A 16,521-nucleotide genomic window follows, 5' to 3' on the forward strand; every position below is an offset into this window, starting at 1 on the left:
TGCGCTGGATAACAAATTTAATTGTTATCATAACATATCATGTTAGCCGCCGGAATGTTATTTTACGGCACCGCTCGTGACGCCTGCGAAAATATACCGCTGAAGGAGCAGGAACAGGATGACGGTCGGGATGAAAATGATCAGGATCCCCGCCGAAATGACGTTTAGCTGAGCCGCGTTCGGTCCGACGAAATTGTAGATCGCCGTCGAGACGACCTGCAGCTTCCGGGACGGCATATACAAGTACGGTACGTAGAAATCGTTATAGATGCTGATCGTCTTCAGGATCACCAGCGTCGCCGTGGCCGGCGCCAGCAGCGGGAAGATGACCGAGCGGTAGATTTTGAAGAGGGAAGCCCCTTCGATCATGGCGCTCTCATCGAGATCTTTCGGAATGCTGTTGACGAATTGCAGGTAAATGACGATCTGCAGGACGTCCGCGCCCATGTACAGCAGCATCGGGGCGAACATCGTATTGTAGACGCCGAGCGCCTTTATGACGCTGAAGGTGGCGACTTGCGTCGTGACCAGCGGAATGATTTGGACGGCGAGATACAGGCCCATGATCGGCTTCTTGAGTTTGAAATCGAAACGGCCGAGCGCATACGCGACCATCGTTCCCATCACGATATTGCCGGCCAGCGACACCGCCAGAATGATCAGGATGTTTTTGAAACCGAGCGCCAGCTTGCCGATTTTGTACACTTTTTTGAAGTTATCGAAGTTCAGGAAGTTTTCCGGCAGGCGCAGGCCTGAGTTGTAGTACTCCACTTGCGTCTTGAACGCGCCGACGACGACGGAATAGATCGGGAACAATACGATGAACAGCGCGATGATGAGCGATGCATATTTGAATATCTTCATCCACAGGGAATCGTTCTTTTCCATCGGATTAGTCCTCCCCTCTGAACAGGAATTTTCTCTGGATCGTAATGACCAGGAGGACGATCAGGAGCAGGACGACCGCCATCGCGGAAGCGAGCCCGTAGTTCTGGAATTTGAACGCCATGTCGACCGTTTGGATCACGAACGTCGTCGTTCCGTTGGCGCCGAGCATCATGACGTAAGGGATATCGAACGCTTCGAGGGCGCCGGTGAGCGTGAGGATCAACATCAACTCGATGACGCGGCGGATGCTCGGAACGGTGATGAACTTGAAGCTTTGCCAGCCCGAAGCCCCGTCGATCTTGGCCGCTTCGTACAGATCCTTCGGAATCGACTGCAGCGCGCCGATGAAGATGACCATGCTGAGGCCGAAATACTTCCACATCGAGATGAAAGCCAGCGAATAGTTGACGAGATGGGGATTCCCCAACCATTGCTGCTGCCACGACTCGAGGCCGAGCACGCCCAGCAGCGTATTCAGCGAACCGTATTCGGCGTGATACACGTTTTTGAACATGATGACCGTAGCGACGCTGTGCAGCACGTACGGCAGGAACAGCATCACGCGGAAGAAATATCGGCCGCGCAGCTTGTTGCTCAGGATAATGGCGAACCAGAGCGCGATCGATGTCTGGATCAGGCCGCCCACGAAGTAGTAAAGGTTCGTTTTGAAGACGGCGAAAATGTCCGCCCGGCTGAAAATTTCCGTGTAGTTGGCCAGGCCGATCCATTTCATGTCGAAGCCCAGTCCGTCCCAGTTGGTGAAACTGAAATAGAAAAGAGCCAGTGCCGGGTAAATCGAAAACATGCCCAGCAGGATGAGCGGAACCGTCAGGAATCCGAAAAGGATCCACAGCCGCTGCGCTTTGTAACTCAGGTTAAACATATGACCTGCCCCTTTCCGATGGCTCCCGCATTTCATCACGAATCTCATGAAAAAGGAGCAAACGCTTACAAATCGATTATACATCGATTCGTTATGTTCTTTAAGGGACTCTGTTTGTTTTCATTGTCTTAAATTTAGATAATTAATGCCTAACACGTTCGCGAAACTCTTTCGGCGTGCATCCGACCACTTTCTTGAAAACCTTGTTGAAGTAAGCCGGATCCGCGTATCCGACCTTCTCGCCCACCTCGTATGTTTTCAGGGCGTGTTTATCCCGAAGCAGCGCTTTGGCGCGTTCCATCCTCACGGAAATGAGGAAATCGGTGATCGTTTCGCCGGTCTCGGTTTTGAAAAGCTTGCTCAAATAACTCGGCGTCAGGTAAACCACATCGGCAAGCCGACTAAGCTCCAGTTCCTCCGTGTAGTGTTGGTGAATGTAAGCTTTCACCGTTTCGACCACCCGGTTTTCCTGCTTGTCCTCCTGCAAGCTTCGGAAAGCGGCTTCCACGGCGGAGAGGAAGGCGCTTGTGAAGGCATCCCGGTCTGCGTACCGCAGGGGTTCGGCGGAAAACGACTCCGTCTCCGGATGAGTTTGCCGGGTTTCTCCCTCTCCCGCATCCGCTTTATCGCCGCGGATCATAGCCATCACCGTCTCGCAGCCCGTGCGAAGTTCGGCCCAAGACGGCCTTCTCCGCTTAAGATCATCCAGCCACTGCCGCAAATTGGCCATCGCCCTCTCGAAATCGTGCATCTCCAGTGCTTCCCGAAAATCGCGGTTCAGCAGCACGATCGGATGCGGAGAAGCCTGGGCTTCCGGCTTGCGCGGCAGCTGGGCATGGCTCTCGAACAAGGATTTCCCGTCCGTGTACCAAGCATGCTGAACGGCCGTCGCTGCCTGCCGGTAGGCTTCGCGCAGCCATCCCGCACCGCGGAACACCTCACCCGCTCCAACGCGGCCGCGGAATGCCGGAGGCAGCCTACGCAACAGCGTTTGCCCCATTTCTCCGACGGTATTCGCATGGTCTCCTTCCCGGATGGAGACGATCAATACGGCGAGGTTCGTGTCCCTCGGCTCGGCGATGCAATCTCGATGAAGGGCGGACGCGGCCGCTTTCACTTCTTCCAACAGATTCTCCAAGATACCGTGCACGGCGAATACCGCGTAATATTCTTTAAAAACCGGCGACCGCGAAAGCTCCCGTTCGGCTTCTTCCCGGAGCGGCGCGGGAACGGTATCCGGTTCGCTGAACATGAGCAGGCGAATATGGTCCTCCTGCCGAATCGGCTCCTGCTTCGTTTCGAGCTGCTGCTTCACCTTCCGCAAAAGCTGGGCCAGCTCCCCCGTATCCACCGGTTTGAGCAAATAATCCTCCACGCCGAGGCGAAGCGCCTGGCGGGCGTAGGCGAAATCGTCGAAGCCGCTCAGCACGGCCAGCTTCCAGGCCGGTTTGAGCGCGCTCAGTTTGTCGAGCAGGTCCAGTCCGTTCATGTTCGGCATCTTGATATCGGTGATGAGCAAGTCGGCTTCGATCGCGTCCAGGTCCGCGAGCAGCTCGGGGCCGCTCGCGTAGAGGCCGGTCACCTCGTATTCCGGTCCGACCTGCGCGATCAGTTTCGCCAGCCCCATCCGGATTCTTTCTTCATCATCCACCAGCACGACCTTAACCATTCGATCCGTCCCCCTTCTCCCGCTGCAAGGGAAAACGGACGCTGACGGCCGTTCCCTCGCCAAGCTCGCTTTCGATACCGATTCCGTAAGCTTCCCCAAACAGCAGCTTCAGCCGCTCATGTACGTTGCGCAAACCGATTCCCCCGTTGCCGGATGACGGAGCCGTCTCCGACAGTCTCGAGCGCAGCTTCGCCAACGCTTCCGGGCTCATGCCGGCACCGTCGTCGCGGACTTCGAACACATGGTCCGGCCCTTCCGTCCGGTAGGAAATGACGATCTTCATTCCCGGCTTCGTTTCGTCCAATCCGTGGTAAACGGCGTTTTCCACGATGGGCTGGAACAGAAGCTTCATGACCGGCATTTGCAAATCCACCGGTTCCTCGGGCAACGATAAAGAGAACTTGTTGCCATAACGGAAATTGAGCAGCGTGACGTACATCTCGAGGTGCTCGAACTCCCGGGCGAGCGGAACCGTCTCGCTGCCCGTGCCGATGCCGTACCGGAGCAGCTTTCCGAGCAGCTGCGCCATTTCGCTGACCTCCGTATCGTCATGGATGACGGCCGTCATCCGGATCGCTTCGAGCGTATTGTAGATGAAGTGGGGGTTGATCTGGTTTTGCAGCGCTTCAAGCTCGGCCTCCTGCTTCCGCTGACCCGCCATATATACGTCTTCGATCAAAGCTTTTACCCTCGCGACCATCCGGTTGAACGCGCTGCCGACCAAGCCGATCTCGTCCCTCCGTTTGACCTGGAACATCACGTCCATGTTGCCGTTCTGCACTTCCCTCATGATTCGCACGAGAGACCGCAGCGGCCGCGTGAGCGCGACAGTCAGCACAAGGGAAATCAGCAGCGCGAAAACAATAATGGCGACCGACGTCAGCAGCGTGAAATTCCGGTTCCGGTAGGCGTCCTGCATCAGCTGTTTTTCCGGGATCGTCGTGAGGACCTTCCAACCGGTATTGGGCGATTGCTTATAGATCGTCAAGACCGGCACGCCGTCGACGCGGGCATGGAAGCTGCCTTCCGTACCGGACGCCTGGCGCAGCAGATCGCTGCGGCTCAAATTTTGAGCCAAGTACTTCTTTTCGCTGTCGAAGATGACCCGGCCCGCATCGTCCACGATCAACGTCGTCCCGTGCGTCGCCTGGTCCAAATCCTTGACGATATTCTCGATCACGCCGATGTTCGCGTCCACCGCGATCATGCCGATCGTTTCGTAGGAGGTCGTGATGATTTCGCGGACGACCGTGAACACGTAGCGTTTGGACGAGGCCACGCCCGACACCTCCTGCGTGCTGAGCAGGACGGGAGTTCCGCCGGCTTTGTGCGCCGCGGCTTGCCAGGTATCGTAAACCGTGTTCAGGTCGCTCCGTACGCTCTCGTTTTTGAGAACGTAATAAGAATGTCCGTACCGGTCGAACAAGTATACGGTATTCGTTCCGCTTTTGATGTTGTTCATGAAATAAATGCTGCTTTCCACCTGGGCGCGGATTTTGAGCAGGATGAGCTCTTCGTTCGGCAGGATGCCTTCCTCGGCGTTGTCCGCGCCTTCGCCGTCCTGCATGGAACGGCTTTCATAAAATCGGTTGGACATTTTGAGCCCGTCTTTGATCTGATCGACATACGAAGGAATGATCGATATTTTCTTCATGTCTTCCATATAATCGTCCAGTTTGCTGATCATTTTGTCCGACACTTGGGACATGTAAGTAACCGTGTTCTTCTCGATCGAGTTGGTGTAGCGCTGCGCCGAGAAGTAACCGAGAGCCCCGATCGGCAGGATGATGAGAAACAGGAAAACGACGAACAGCCTCCGCTCCATCCTCTCGGCCGGCCATTGGATGAGACGCGCGATCCCGCGAAGCCATGGCGCCATCGTTTTCGTCCACCCTTCGTTAGTCTAAGTAGATGTGATTGTAACATAAAATTATGCTAACAAACGAGTCGGTTTCGACAAGGCGGCGTTTCATCGGTTTCCCGGCCGGGTATTCAGGCATATGCCCGGTTTTTCGGGCCAATCTGACGGGAACGGGAAGTGATTTACATGAAGTCCGATTCCAAAAAAGTCGCTTTTTTGCTCGCGGAAGACTTCGAGGACTCCGAGATGAGAAATCCTTACGAAGCCATTGTCAAAAACGGCCATGACGCCGTTATTATTGGGCTCGAGAAAGACAAGGAGCTGCGGGGCAAAAAAGGCACCGTCTCGTATACGACGCACCTGTCCGCGGACGAAGCCGTTGCGGCGGATTACGCGGCCGTCATCATTCCCGGCGGCAAATCGCCTTCGCACCTCCGGGAGAGCGAAGCGGTTCTGAACTTTGTCCGCGAGGCCGACCGGCTGGACATGCCGATATCCGCGATCTGCCATGGCCCGCAAGTGCTGGCGAGCGCAGGATTAATGAGGAACAAGACCTTTACTTCTTACCCCGGCATCGCGGAGGAAATCGCCGCCGTGGACGGCGCCGTGTTCGTGGACAAGCCGGTCGTCGTGGACGGAAACTTCATCATGTCCCGCACGCCGGAGGACGAACCGATGTTCATTGAGGAAACGATCCGAAGAATCGGCTCCAACGCTTACTAACGGCGAATAGAATGAAAACAGGCAAGGAACCCAGCGTTCCTTGCCTGTCTGATTTTCGTGGAATGAAAAAAATCCAGCCCGAAGGCTGGATCTCGAATGTGTGGGTGGTGCGGTCGAGAGGACTCGAACCTCCACGGCTGTTACACCACTAGAACCTGAATCTAGCGCGTCTGCCAATTCCGCCACGACCGCATGTCAGCGTTGTTTTCGCAACGTCAACGATTAGTATACTAACACGGCTCGGCGCGCGGTGTCAAATCACATTTTTTGGATTCAGGCATTCCCCAGGTGTGTCTTGTCCCGAGGTATGCTACAATTATCGATTGTACCGGCTAACAACTTGGGGAGGTTTCGAGAAACACCATGCTCATCATCGGCATCGCCGGCGGCACCGGCTCCGGCAAAACGACGGTAGCCCGCTCCGTCATCGACCGTCTGGGATCGGACAAAGTCACGTTCATCTCCCAGGACAATTATTACAAAAACAATCCCCATCTCAGCTTTGCGGAACGCGAGAAAATCAACTACGACCACCCGCTGGCTTTCGATAACGAGCAGCTCATCGATGACCTCGGCCGTCTGCTGCAAGGTCTGACCGTGCAGGCTCCGGTTTACGACTTTTCGGTGCATGCCCGTTCCACCACCGCGACCATGGAGCTTCAGCCGAACAAGATCGTCATCATTGAAGGCTTGCACGTGTTATCGGACGAAAAGCTGCGGGAGATGCTCCATATTAAAGTGTTCGTCGATACGGACCCCGACGTCCGCATTCTTCGGCGGGTCGTCCGTGACATCGAGGAACGCGGCCGCACGATCCAATCGATCCACGACCAATATTTGACGACGGTGAAGCCGATGCACGAAGCGTTCATCGAGCCTTCCAAAAAATACGCCGACCTGATCCTGCCCGAAGGCGGGCATAACCAGGTCGGCATCGAACTGCTGACGATTTTAACGGAGAAATATCTCACGGGCGGCGCGCTTTAAATTACGGTTTGCCGCTCGTTCCCCCGCCGGCGATTCTTTCATAAAGGAAATCGACGACGTGTTTCACTTCCATCGGAGAGCCGTTCCCGTGCTTCTCCACGCCTAATTTCATTTGAAGCAAACAGCCCGGATTGCTGGTGAGCAGATAGCGCGCCTGCGTATCCCGGGCGTTTTCCATTTTATGCTCGAGGACCTGCCCGGCCATCTCCGGCTGCGTGATGTTATAGATCCCGGCGGAGCCGCAGCAGCGGTCCGCTTCGCACATTTCCGTGAACGTCACGTTCGCCACCTGTTTCATGAGCTGCCGGGGAGCATCGGAGCTGCGCATGACGTTGCGTAGATGGCAGGAATCCTGATAAGTGATGGTTACCGGATTCGCGGCATTCGCCTCCTCGTCAGCGAACGAAGGAAGACGGCCGCGTTCGACGAGCAGCCGGCTGACGTCGATGACCCGGTCGGAAAATTCGCGAGCCGGTTCGCGATAGGCCGGATCCTCGCTCAGCAGATGGTCGTATTCGACCAAGAGAGCGCCGCAGCCGCCCGCGTTCGAAACGATGTACGAGATGCCGGCGTCCTTGAACGCCTCCAAATTCCGGCGGGCGAGATCCCTTGCCTGCTCCATCTCCCCCGCGTGCGCATGTAGCGCGCCGCAGCAAGCCTGCTCACGCGGGATGACCACTTCGAAACCGGCCTCGGACAGCAGCTTTACGGTATTGACGTTCGTTTCCGCGAACAGGACGTCCATCACGCAGCCGCGGAACAGCGCGACCCGCGCGATCGGCTCTCCCTTGGCGGGATAGACGGTCCCCAATCGTTCGATCACTCCTTGTCCCGACGCGTCCGGCAAGATGCGCTCCATTTCGCGCACCGATTTCGGCAGCAGCTTCATGACTCCGCTTCCCCGCGCCAGGCTTCGCAAACCGGATTTCTGATAGAAGGCGATCGACTTGCCAAGCAAACGCAGACGGCTGCGGTGAGGGAATACGCCTTTGAAGATCAGCTTTCGAAGTCCGCTCACAGGCGCGCTATGCTCCGCATGGTCTTCGATGGCATCCCTCGCTTGTTCGATCAGTTGCCCGTATTTGACGTCCGCCGGACAGACCGGCTCGCACGCCCGGCAGCCGAGGCAATGGTTCATCTGATCCTGAAACGCCTGATCGGGATCCATGAGGCCGTCCGCGACGGCTTTCATCAGCGCGATGCGGCCGCGGGGCGATTCCGGTTCCACGCCCGTTTCCCGGAATGTCGGACAGGCCGGCAGACAGAAGCCGCAGCGCATGCAGTTGGTCAATTGGTCGTAGTCGAGCTTCGCGTGCAGCGTCCGGGCGAGCGGGTTCGCGTGATCGATCGCCGGCTTATTCTGGATGTGCGTGTGGGCGTTGGTCTCAGCCACGGTCGATCACCACTCTTTTTCTCGTTTCTTTGGCGAACATCTTCCCGGGGTTCAGCAGGTTTTGCGGATCGAAAACTTGCTTGATGCCCCGCATGACGGCGATGCCTGCCGGACCGACCTTCCATTCCAGGAAAGGCGCTTTGACCAAGCCGACGCCGTGCTCCCCCGTAATCGTACCGCCGAGCTCGATTGCCGCTTCGAAAATCTCCTCGAAGGCTTGCTCCACCCGATGAATCTCTTCCTTGTCTCTCGCGTCCGTCGTGGCCGTCGGATGCAGGTTGCCGTCTCCCGCATGGCCGAACGTCGCGATGGAAACGCCGTACTTCTGCGCGATGTCGTTGATGCGCAGCACCATGTCGGCGATCCGCGAACGCGGAACCGTGGCGTCCTCCAAAATCGTCGTCGGGCGCAGGCGCGCCAGCGCCGTAAACGCGCTGCGGCGGGCCGTCAGCAGCTTCTCCGCCTGCTCGCGGGTTTCCGCCACATCGATTCGATCCGCCTTTTCCGCTTCGCAGATTTCGCGGATCCGCTCGATGTCCCGCTCCACCGTCTCCGGGTCGCCGTCCTGCTCGATCAGCAGGATCGCCTCCATATCCAAGGGCAGCCCTAGCTTCGCGAAGTCGTCGACCACCCGGATCGTCGGGTTATCCATGAACTCCAGCGTCGCCGGAATGATCCGCATCTCGATGATGCGGGAGACCGTGCGAGCCGCCCCGTACAGATCCTTGAACATCGCCAGCATCGTCTTCTTGCTGGCCGGGGGCGGCACCAGCTTGAGCGTCGCCTCCGTAATGACGGCGAGCGTCCCTTCCGAGCCCACCAGCAGCTTGGTCAGGTCGTATCCGGCGACGTCCTTCATCAGCTTCCCGCCGGTGCGGATGACCTCTCCGCTCGCGAGAACGGCTTCCAGGCCAATCACGTAGTCCTTGGTGGTACCGTATTTCAACCCGCGCAGGCCGCCGGAGCATTCCGCGATGTTGCCGCCGATCGTCGAAATTTTCATGCTGCTCGGATCGGGCGGGTAGAACAAGCCGAGCGCCTCGACGTGCGCGGTGAACGCAGCGGTAATCATGCCGGGCTGTACGGTTGCCGTCAAGTTTTCAAGGTCGACCTCCAGCAGCCGGTTCATCCGGTGCATGACCATGACGACGCCGCCTTCGACCGGGACCGTCCCCCCGCATAGATTAGAGCCGGAACCGCGCGACACGACCGGCACGCCGTACTCCGAGAGCGCCTTCATAATGGCCGAAACTTCATCCGTGCTCCCGGGGTAAATGACCCCGTCCGGCAAGCTTTGCAGCATCGGCGTCCCATCGTACGAATGGGCGACCCTTGCTTCCTTGTCATCCCGAAAATGTTTCTCTCCGACGATCTGACGCAGCTTCATCGTCAGCGTTGCATCCAGCATCGACTGATTCCCCCTTGCTCGTTCCAATAGATCAGGTCATCTGATGACTTTGGATACAGTATAGGATAGACTTGTGTTATTGTATAGGTACATAGAGCATGTTTCTCGAAATTTCGCGCCGTCTGGAGGACGCCATGAAAATCGAAACGCAAAAAGGCCACGAATTGGTCGCGGACCGTCTGCTTCGCCGGATCCGGGAAGGCGAATGGGCACCGGGAAGCCGGCTGCCCTCGGTCGTCGAGCTCGCGGAAGCTTACGGCGTCGGGCGTTCGACGATTCGGGAAGCGGTCAGCGCCCTGAAAGCGACCGGGTGGCTGGACGTCCGCCACGGCGGCGGGACGTTCGTCAAAAGCGTGCTGCCGAACGACGCCAAGATCGGCGCCGATCTGCTGTTTCAAGGGGCGGACTCGTTGATCGAGCTGCTGGAGGTCCGCAAAGCGCTCGAAGTCGAAGCTGCTTATCTCGCAGCTTCGAGGCGGAGCGCTGGCGACTTGGAGCGCCTGCGGCGTTTGCTGGCGGAGATGGAGCGCGGGTTGGACAGCCCGGATACGTCCGAAGGCGAACGAGCGGATACCGAGTTCCACATGGCCATAGCGGCGGCTTCCGGCAATCAGCTTCTGCTTCAACTCATGGAATCCTTGTCCGGCAGGTTCGCAAGCAGTATCCGCCAGACCCGGGAGCTGTGGTTTTACGGCGAGAAAGCAACCGCCTCGCGCTTATTGGGCGAGCACAAATCGATTTACGAAGCGATCGAACGGCAGGACAGCGCGCAGGCTTCCGAGAGAATCGCGGACCATCTGCTCAAGGTTCAGCAGGTGCTTCGGGAAGCGGTGCAATGACGAGCCGAACACTCTGTAACACGCATTTTGCGTATTAAATTTGTCGGATAGGCCTGTCCGTTCAATTTAATACGGGTTTCGCGTGTTATTCCAACCTAACAGGGCCCAACGCTCACTTTAATACGCATTTTGCTGATTAAATCAGGGAAGGCCCGAGTTACACGGATTTTCCGGTTATCGCAAGACGGCGCTTACCGAACAAGGCATCGCAAGGCCAAAAAAAGAAGTCTTGCTTCGTAAGGAGAGCAAGACTTCTTTTCTCTATGCTTTTGGGTTATTGGTCCGTTCCGTTGTCGATCAATTTCGCCGTCTTCAACAGCCTTTGAACGAGCGCTGCCGTTTCGGCTCTCGTGATGCCGTTTTTCGGTTTGATTTTCTCGTTCGCTCCGACGACCAAACCGCTCTGTACGGCTTCGGCAATCGCCTGCTTCGCCCAAGATTCCACCTTAGCGGCATCCGTGAATCCGGACAAAAGAGCTGCGGAATTACTGCCCTCTGCTGCCGTCCATCCTGTAAGTTTCAGTGCCTGCACCAACACGTATATGGCTTCCTGACGGGTAATCGTATTGTTCGGACGGAACGTGCCGTCGCGGTATCCGTGCAGAAGTCCGTATTCCTCCGCTTTGCCCACCGCGCCTGCATACCAGGAATCCGAGCTTACGTCGCTGAACGTAACCTTCCCGCCTGTTTCCGGTAATCCCAGAGCACGAACCATGATTGCCGCGAACTCCGCCCGGGTGATCGCCTGATCCGGTCCGAAGCTCGTTTCGTTCACGCCGCTGACGACCATCCGAGAGCCCATGTCGTTCACGGCTTCTTGAGCCCAATGTCCACTCAAGTCCTTAAAAGCTACAGGGTGCCAAACCAGCGAATAAGTACTGTTGGTCAGACTGTTTACCACAGCGTAATAGCGGCCATCCCGCTTTGTGACATAGGTCGGCACGTGCCGGGTCGTTCCGTCCGCATCCAGCACGATCGCGGTGGTGATCTTCGATGGATCCACGCCTTCGGGAAGCGGGATTTCCCTCTCGACGTAAGCGGAGAATTTGTCCAAATTCACCGTCTTGCCGTTATAGGTAGCCGTAACCGTAAAATCCACGGGTGGAACGACGACTTCGAAGCCCGTTTCATCCGTTCGGCTCTCTAAAAGCTTGACTTTGGAGTCGTCGCTTTTGGCGATATCCACGTGAACGACGATTTCGGTCAATGCCGGAGGCTCGCCGAGTTGATCGGATATCTTGTCGATGAAAACTTCGGATGCGGGCAGTTTATACGTACCCACAGGAGTCTGCACTTCGAGCACAGCGTTCTTGTTTTCCAGGGCTTTAACGGCTTCACCCGTCAAAACCGCCGTGACTTTATCCACACTCTGCGTGACGGGAATAATGACGACCGGCTTATCCGATTCCTTGGCCAATTGAGCCGACAACTTGGATGTATCCACGGTCGCCGTCAGCACCGTCTGCCCGTTTTCCTTGCGGGTAGATCCGGTTGCGATCCGGTCCTGGGGTTGTCCGTTCACGATGACGCGGAATCCCGTAGATTCATCATTGGTGGAAGGCGTAGTGCTGGGTGTATCCCCATTAACGTTTTGAATATTCGAGATTGCGATCGTTTGTACATAAGCGGCACCATAGTTATCTTGCACGTATACGGAATAAGTTCCGTTCGCCGTAACTGTAAATTTAGCTTCGTACACGCCGTCCGTCACGGTCATTTGGCTCGTGAAGTCGTTGCCGAATGCCGGATTCGAAAAATCGGAAACCGTTTTGTCCCCTGCCGCCCACCTCATCTCGGATACTCCGTTGGAGTCTCCATAAACGTTTGAGGTGACCTCAACGCTGCTGGCCGGAGCCGTCGGAGATGCGGTAAGGGATATGGCTAGCTGAGAAATTTTATAGACTTCCAGATAATACGTATTGACCGCGGTGCCGCTTGTTACCTTCAACGTATAACGGTTTTTGCCGTCATGAACGTTGGGATCCGTATACCCGGTTGACTTATTTCCGCTCAGAGTCGTCCCGTTCTCGTCTTTCACCGTCACGGCTGCCGTCGGATCGAGCGTCACAGGGAACAGTTTGACGGAACTCACGGAAGTTGAGGTGAACGCCGAGTAAGTGGCCATGGCTACATTGTAGGAGACAGGAATGTCGCTACCGCTGCCTTCCTTCACGGTCAAACCGGCCAATGCCGCCGACCTGACGGTGAACGCCTTCATGGACTCCCCGCCGTCTGCGTTCTTCAGATAGACCGTATATGTGCCCGGACCCGGAACGTCGAACGTACCCGTAAACGAAGTGCCTCCGGTACGGAATGCGGCAAGACCGGCCGCTTTGTTGCCTGTCAGATCTCCCGTCGCCCATTTCGATTCAACCAAAGGACTGCCGTTAGCGCTGAAGTCTCGGACTTGCACGGTTCCGCTGCCGGTCGCCGCCGTGGCGGATGAGTCGATCAGCACAGCCGGCAAGAAAATCGGTTTCGGATATTGTCCGTCCTCGAGTAACCAAGCAGAAGAATCCCAGTCGGCAAAAGTACTGGCCGTTTTCATTTCAACCGTTGTCTTTCCTGCGGCGCCCGTACCCGTGCAATTCGCCGTGATACCCGAAACGTCCGTATCCCAGTAACTGTATGTAACGGCTGGAACAGTCACGCCGGTGCCGCACAGACCTCCGCCGATCGAAGGCATTCCCGAAACCGATGCAAAGCTGTTCGTGACGATTCCGTATTGGTCGGCTCTCCCCATGAGTCCGCCATAAGATCCTGCCGACTTATTCTGGTTTTTAATACCCGTGAGATCGCCGATTGCCCGTACGTTACGAATGGTGCCCCCGTTATATTGCTCTCCTGCGACCACGCCGCCATAATATCCGGCATTCCCTATCGTGGCGTTAACGTCCGTATTCTCGATGACGGAGGTATGGCGCAACTCTCCGACGACACCCCCGGCGGTAGAGGCGGAAGTGGTGGAATTCCCCGTAACGTAGGCATACGAAATCTTGGTTCCGTAGTAGGCAGCTCCGCTAAGCAAACCCGTGAGGCCGGTACCGGACACGGAGCCGGTTACCCTTACGTTCGTGACGGTCGTATTGAAAGTCATGATACCGGCTAACCCGCCAGTTTGAGATCCCGACACATTCACATTCGACAGATTCAAATTCATGATCGTCGCGCCGTTTAATTGACCAAACAGTCCTGTAAGCGTGGCCGTATTGTGGGCAATGGTCAGGTTTTTAATGGTATACCCGTTGCCGTCCAGCGTACCGTTGAAGTAACCGGAATAATCAGGTGCAATCGGCGTCCACTCAAGCCCTGCCAGATCGATATCCGCACCCAGCTTGAAATACGGCTTCGGCGTCGCGCTTAAGGTGTTTCGTGTCCAATCAAGGCCATTCACCGTGGTGATTACGTAAGGATCGGCAGCAGTTCCCGAACCGGTACCGGGAAAGGCTGGAACTGCCGCTTCGGCGGTCCGAATCCCCAGGTTGCCTATCCATGCTGCAACCAACATCAGGCTAAGCGCCCATTTCAGCCACAAACTCCCGCGTTTCTTCATGCGTGTCATTCTCTCCTCGTTCTGTTCGATTCGACATGTGTTTCCATTTTACGACATGCCCACTTAACAAAAACTGAACAAGAAGATGAGGATGACGAACATTTCGAAAACAACAAAAAAGAAGCCTTGCTTCGCAAGGCTTCCGGGTTGGATATGTATGGTGCGGTCGAGAGGACTCGAACCTCCACGGCTGTTACACCACTAGAACCTGAATCTAGCGCGTCTGCCAATTCCGCCACGACCGCATGCCACATGTGAAGGCGCTCGGCAGAACCTGTCGCAATCACGAGACTTATCATAGCACGGTGCGTGAACGGGAGTCAAGCCGGATTCGAAAGTTCAAATTTTCAGTTTTTATGCTCTCTCAATAACTGGGAGAAACGGCTCCGCGCGAACCGAAATCGTCGTTCACATGTCCGAACGCGGACGAAAATTCGGTATCCTGCAAATAATCCTGCATGCCGGCGGCAACCGGCTGCCCCGCCCCATCAACGATCCCGCTGCGGCGTTCCTTATCCATACTGAGCGCACCTTGCACCCGCAGCACGCCCTGGGACAGCGCATGCCCGCTTGCCGCTGCTGCGGCGACGGCGGCAGCCTCCATGATCTGACGGTCGCTGGCTCCCTTGGACTGGGCCTCCTGCACGTGATAATAGGTGCAGATTTCATTGTTGGCGAACAGGGAGATGCCTAGCGCGATCAGTTGCTTCGTTTTCTCGTCGAGTTCGCCCGCGGCGAAGCATTCGCCCGTAAAACCGTGGTAAGACTCCGCCACGTTCGGCAGCGTGCCCGCAAGCACGGCGACTTCGTTCTTGTAATGCGTGACTTTATCCGTAGACAGAGACATATGGACTCCTCCTTTCATGGAACCTAATTTTCCACAAGGAGGAACTCTCCATACCTACATTTCCTCGTTCCAGATGCGGGGCTCGTCCGCCGGTTGAATCCTGTATTTGCGGTCCAGCTTGACGACGCGGCGGTTCTGGCGCCGTATCAAAACGCTGGCGTCGTCCCAAGCCACGACGATGCCGATCACGTCATTTTGTTCCAACGCGTCGCGCACGACCCGGACTTTCGTCCCTTCCACCCGCAGGCGGTCCAACTCGTTCTCGTCCACCATTTTGACCTCCTCGGTCTTGTTATACTGAAAATAAAAACCCGCGGAACGGCGGTTCCGCGGGCCTGAAGCAAAATCGCAGCGCCTGGAATTTACCCGACGTGCTCCATCGAATCGTTCGTCTCGTACCAATAATCCAACACCTTGCCGGACATGACGCGGCTGCGGACGTATTCCGCCTGGCGTTCCGTAAACGAATCGGTCCACGGAATTTCCAGCTCTTCGCACATCTTCACGACCGTGAGCAGTTCCGACCATGCGACGTAGCGTTTGTACCAGAAAAATTGCGGGTGCTCGATCATATAAGGATACAGATCGTCGAACTCGGTATGTTTGCAGTCGAGCGCGCGCTCGAAATGGACTTTGGCGTCTTCCAACTTATGCATGAAATAATCGACGGACGGCTGAATGTTTCCCATTGCTGCTCGCCTCCCTTTCTGCAGGTCCCCTCTATTATACGTGATCGTGAGCGGCACGAAAAGGGATGTTTCGCCCGGATGGGGCGATTTTATTCGGCGAACGTGATCTCGTTGTTGTCCAGGGACTTGATTTTCACGAGCGACTCGAGCCGGTAGCCGAGCTCCCGCAGCGTTCTCCCGCCTGCCTGGAACGACTTCTCCAGCACGATTCCGATGCCGGCGAGGCGCGCCCCGGATTGCTCGACGATGCGGATCAGCCCGCGGGCCGCATCCCCATTGGCGATAATATCATCGATGAATAAGACCGTATCTTCCGGTTGCAACAGATGCCGCGAAACGATGAGATCCGTCACGATCCCCTTCGTAAAGGAAGGCACTCTTTCCATATATGCGTCCGGTTCGCCGAGAAGCGTCTTCTTGCGTCTCGCGAACACGAGCGGCACGCCCAGTTCCAAAGCGGTCGCGAAAGCGACGGGGATGCCGGAAGACTCCACCGTGATCACCTTGGTGATCGCCACGCCGGCGAAACGCCGCGCGAATTCCCGCCCCATCTCCATCGTAAGCTGAGGATCGACGCCGTGGTTCAGCAGCGAATCGACCTTGAGCACATCGGAGTTCAGGACACTGGCTTCCTTCAAAAGCCGTTCCTTCAAAATGTCCATATTTCCACCCCGCCCGATCTTTTTCCGTTTAACGTATCATATCTGCTAATGTTGCGCAATCAAAAAAAGACGAAACCCTCCGATCGCGTCGGAACGGGTTTCGTCTCGCGGCCCTCGGC

The 16,521-nt window shown here is 56.4% G+C and carries 13 protein-coding genes, 2 tRNA genes and 1 pseudogene; 3 read left to right on the plus strand and 13 right to left on the minus strand.

What is annotated here, in order from left to right:
* Positions 1 to 57: 57 nt before the first annotated feature.
* The 4 genes from EAV92_RS11250 to EAV92_RS11265 form a co-directional block, all read right to left on the minus strand.
* Positions 58 to 888, minus strand: a complete 831-nt coding sequence (locus tag EAV92_RS11250; protein WP_123041174.1) for a carbohydrate ABC transporter permease — start codon at positions 886 to 888, stop codon at positions 58 to 60.
* A 4-nt stretch (positions 889 to 892) separates the two neighbouring features.
* Positions 893 to 1,771, minus strand: a complete 879-nt coding sequence (locus tag EAV92_RS11255; RefSeq protein ID WP_123041175.1) for a carbohydrate ABC transporter permease — start codon at positions 1,769 to 1,771, stop codon at positions 893 to 895.
* A 142-nt stretch (positions 1,772 to 1,913) separates the two neighbouring features.
* On the minus strand, positions 1,914 to 3,440 hold the full coding sequence (locus EAV92_RS11260) for a response regulator (RefSeq protein WP_123041176.1): 1,527 nt from the start codon (positions 3,438 to 3,440) through the stop codon (positions 1,914 to 1,916).
* A complete protein-coding gene (locus EAV92_RS11265) occupies positions 3,433 to 5,319 on the minus strand; it encodes a cache domain-containing sensor histidine kinase (protein WP_123041177.1) in 1,887 nt (628 codons plus the stop codon). The genes EAV92_RS11260 and EAV92_RS11265 overlap by 8 nt, the downstream gene beginning before the upstream one ends.
* 168 nt (positions 5,320 to 5,487) lie before the next feature.
* On the opposite strand from EAV92_RS11265, the gene EAV92_RS11270 reads away from it, so the two are divergent.
* Positions 5,488 to 6,024, plus strand: coding sequence for a type 1 glutamine amidotransferase domain-containing protein (locus EAV92_RS11270; protein WP_123041178.1), 537 nt, complete (start codon positions 5,488 to 5,490; stop codon positions 6,022 to 6,024).
* Positions 6,025 to 6,129: 105 nt separating this feature from the next.
* Here the strand turns inward: EAV92_RS11270 and EAV92_RS11275 are convergent.
* Positions 6,130 to 6,216 (minus strand) — tRNA-Leu (locus EAV92_RS11275).
* Between the two features lie 171 nt (positions 6,217 to 6,387).
* On the opposite strand from EAV92_RS11275, the gene udk reads away from it, so the two are divergent.
* Positions 6,388 to 7,011 (plus strand): uridine kinase, encoded by a 624-nt coding sequence (gene udk, locus EAV92_RS11280; RefSeq protein WP_123041179.1) that lies wholly within the window; start codon positions 6,388 to 6,390, stop codon positions 7,009 to 7,011.
* 1 nt (position 7,012) lies between these two features.
* Here udk and EAV92_RS11285 read toward each other — a convergent pair whose 3' ends face one another.
* Together EAV92_RS11285 and EAV92_RS11290 are read right to left on the minus strand one after the other, a co-directional pair.
* Positions 7,013 to 8,404, minus strand: coding sequence for a (Fe-S)-binding protein (locus tag EAV92_RS11285; protein ID WP_420888815.1), 1,392 nt, complete (start codon positions 8,402 to 8,404; stop codon positions 7,013 to 7,015).
* Positions 8,397 to 9,812, minus strand: a complete 1,416-nt coding sequence (locus EAV92_RS11290) for an FAD-binding oxidoreductase (RefSeq protein ID WP_123041180.1) — start codon at positions 9,810 to 9,812, stop codon at positions 8,397 to 8,399. Before EAV92_RS11290 ends, EAV92_RS11285 begins: the two co-directional genes overlap by 8 nt.
* A 134-nt stretch (positions 9,813 to 9,946) precedes the next feature.
* Between EAV92_RS11290 and EAV92_RS11295 the strand changes: the two genes are divergently transcribed.
* On the plus strand, positions 9,947 to 10,651 hold the full coding sequence (locus tag EAV92_RS11295; RefSeq protein WP_123043692.1) for a FadR/GntR family transcriptional regulator: 705 nt from the start codon (positions 9,947 to 9,949) through the stop codon (positions 10,649 to 10,651).
* 274 nt (positions 10,652 to 10,925) lie between these two features.
* On the opposite strand, the gene EAV92_RS11300 is transcribed toward EAV92_RS11295, so the two are convergent.
* The 6 genes and pseudogenes from EAV92_RS11300 to EAV92_RS11325 all read right to left on the minus strand — a co-directional run bounded on the left by EAV92_RS11300 (position 10,926) and on the right by EAV92_RS11325 (position 16,402).
* Positions 10,926 to 14,204 (minus strand): S-layer homology domain-containing protein, encoded by a 3,279-nt coding sequence (locus EAV92_RS11300; protein ID WP_164472733.1) that lies wholly within the window; start codon positions 14,202 to 14,204, stop codon positions 10,926 to 10,928.
* A gap of 158 nt (positions 14,205 to 14,362) precedes the next feature.
* Positions 14,363 to 14,449: transfer RNA gene (locus EAV92_RS11305), tRNA-Leu, on the minus strand.
* A gap of 278 nt (positions 14,450 to 14,727) precedes the next feature.
* Positions 14,728 to 15,051 (minus strand): annotated as a pseudogene (locus tag EAV92_RS11310) (carboxymuconolactone decarboxylase family protein); the annotation flags it as partial.
* A gap of 54 nt (positions 15,052 to 15,105) precedes the next feature.
* Complete coding sequence (locus tag EAV92_RS11315; RefSeq protein WP_123041183.1) at positions 15,106 to 15,324, minus strand: hypothetical protein; 219 nt, start codon at positions 15,322 to 15,324, stop codon at positions 15,106 to 15,108.
* Between the two features lie 89 nt (positions 15,325 to 15,413).
* On the minus strand, positions 15,414 to 15,740 hold the full coding sequence (locus EAV92_RS11320; protein ID WP_123041184.1) for a hypothetical protein: 327 nt from the start codon (positions 15,738 to 15,740) through the stop codon (positions 15,414 to 15,416).
* An 89-nt stretch (positions 15,741 to 15,829) separates the two neighbouring features.
* Entirely contained in the window at positions 15,830 to 16,402 is a 573-nt protein-coding gene (locus EAV92_RS11325) for a xanthine phosphoribosyltransferase (protein WP_123041185.1), read from the minus strand.
* Positions 16,403 to 16,521: the final 119 nt, after the last annotated feature.

The sequence above is a fragment of the Cohnella candidum genome (assembly GCF_003713065.1).
GTDB classification, from domain to species: Bacteria; Bacillota; Bacilli; order Paenibacillales; family Paenibacillaceae; genus Cohnella; species Cohnella candidum.

Coding starts and splice junctions, on each gene's coding strand:
- EAV92_RS11250 (WP_123041174.1), bottom strand. CDS start 888: ATGGAAAAGAACGATTCCCTGTGGATGAAGATATTCAAATATGCATCG.
- EAV92_RS11255 (WP_123041175.1), bottom strand. CDS start 1,771: ATGTTTAACCTGAGTTACAAAGCGCAGCGGCTGTGGATCCTTTTCGGA.
- EAV92_RS11260 (WP_123041176.1), bottom strand. CDS start 3,440: ATGGTTAAGGTCGTGCTGGTGGATGATGAAGAAAGAATCCGGATGGGG.
- EAV92_RS11265 (WP_123041177.1), bottom strand. CDS start 5,319: ATGGCGCCATGGCTTCGCGGGATCGCGCGTCTCATCCAATGGCCGGCC.
- EAV92_RS11270 (WP_123041178.1), top strand. CDS start 5,488: ATGAAGTCCGATTCCAAAAAAGTCGCTTTTTTGCTCGCGGAAGACTTC.
- udk (WP_123041179.1), top strand. CDS start 6,388: ATGCTCATCATCGGCATCGCCGGCGGCACCGGCTCCGGCAAAACGACG.
- EAV92_RS11290 (WP_123041180.1), bottom strand. CDS start 9,812: ATGCTGGATGCAACGCTGACGATGAAGCTGCGTCAGATCGTCGGAGAG.
- EAV92_RS11295 (WP_123043692.1), top strand. CDS start 9,947: ATGAAAATCGAAACGCAAAAAGGCCACGAATTGGTCGCGGACCGTCTG.
- EAV92_RS11300 (WP_164472733.1), bottom strand. CDS start 14,204: ATGAAGAAACGCGGGAGTTTGTGGCTGAAATGGGCGCTTAGCCTGATG.
- EAV92_RS11315 (WP_123041183.1), bottom strand. CDS start 15,324: ATGGTGGACGAGAACGAGTTGGACCGCCTGCGGGTGGAAGGGACGAAA.
- EAV92_RS11320 (WP_123041184.1), bottom strand. CDS start 15,740: ATGGGAAACATTCAGCCGTCCGTCGATTATTTCATGCATAAGTTGGAA.
- EAV92_RS11325 (WP_123041185.1), bottom strand. CDS start 16,402: ATGGACATTTTGAAGGAACGGCTTTTGAAGGAAGCCAGTGTCCTGAAC.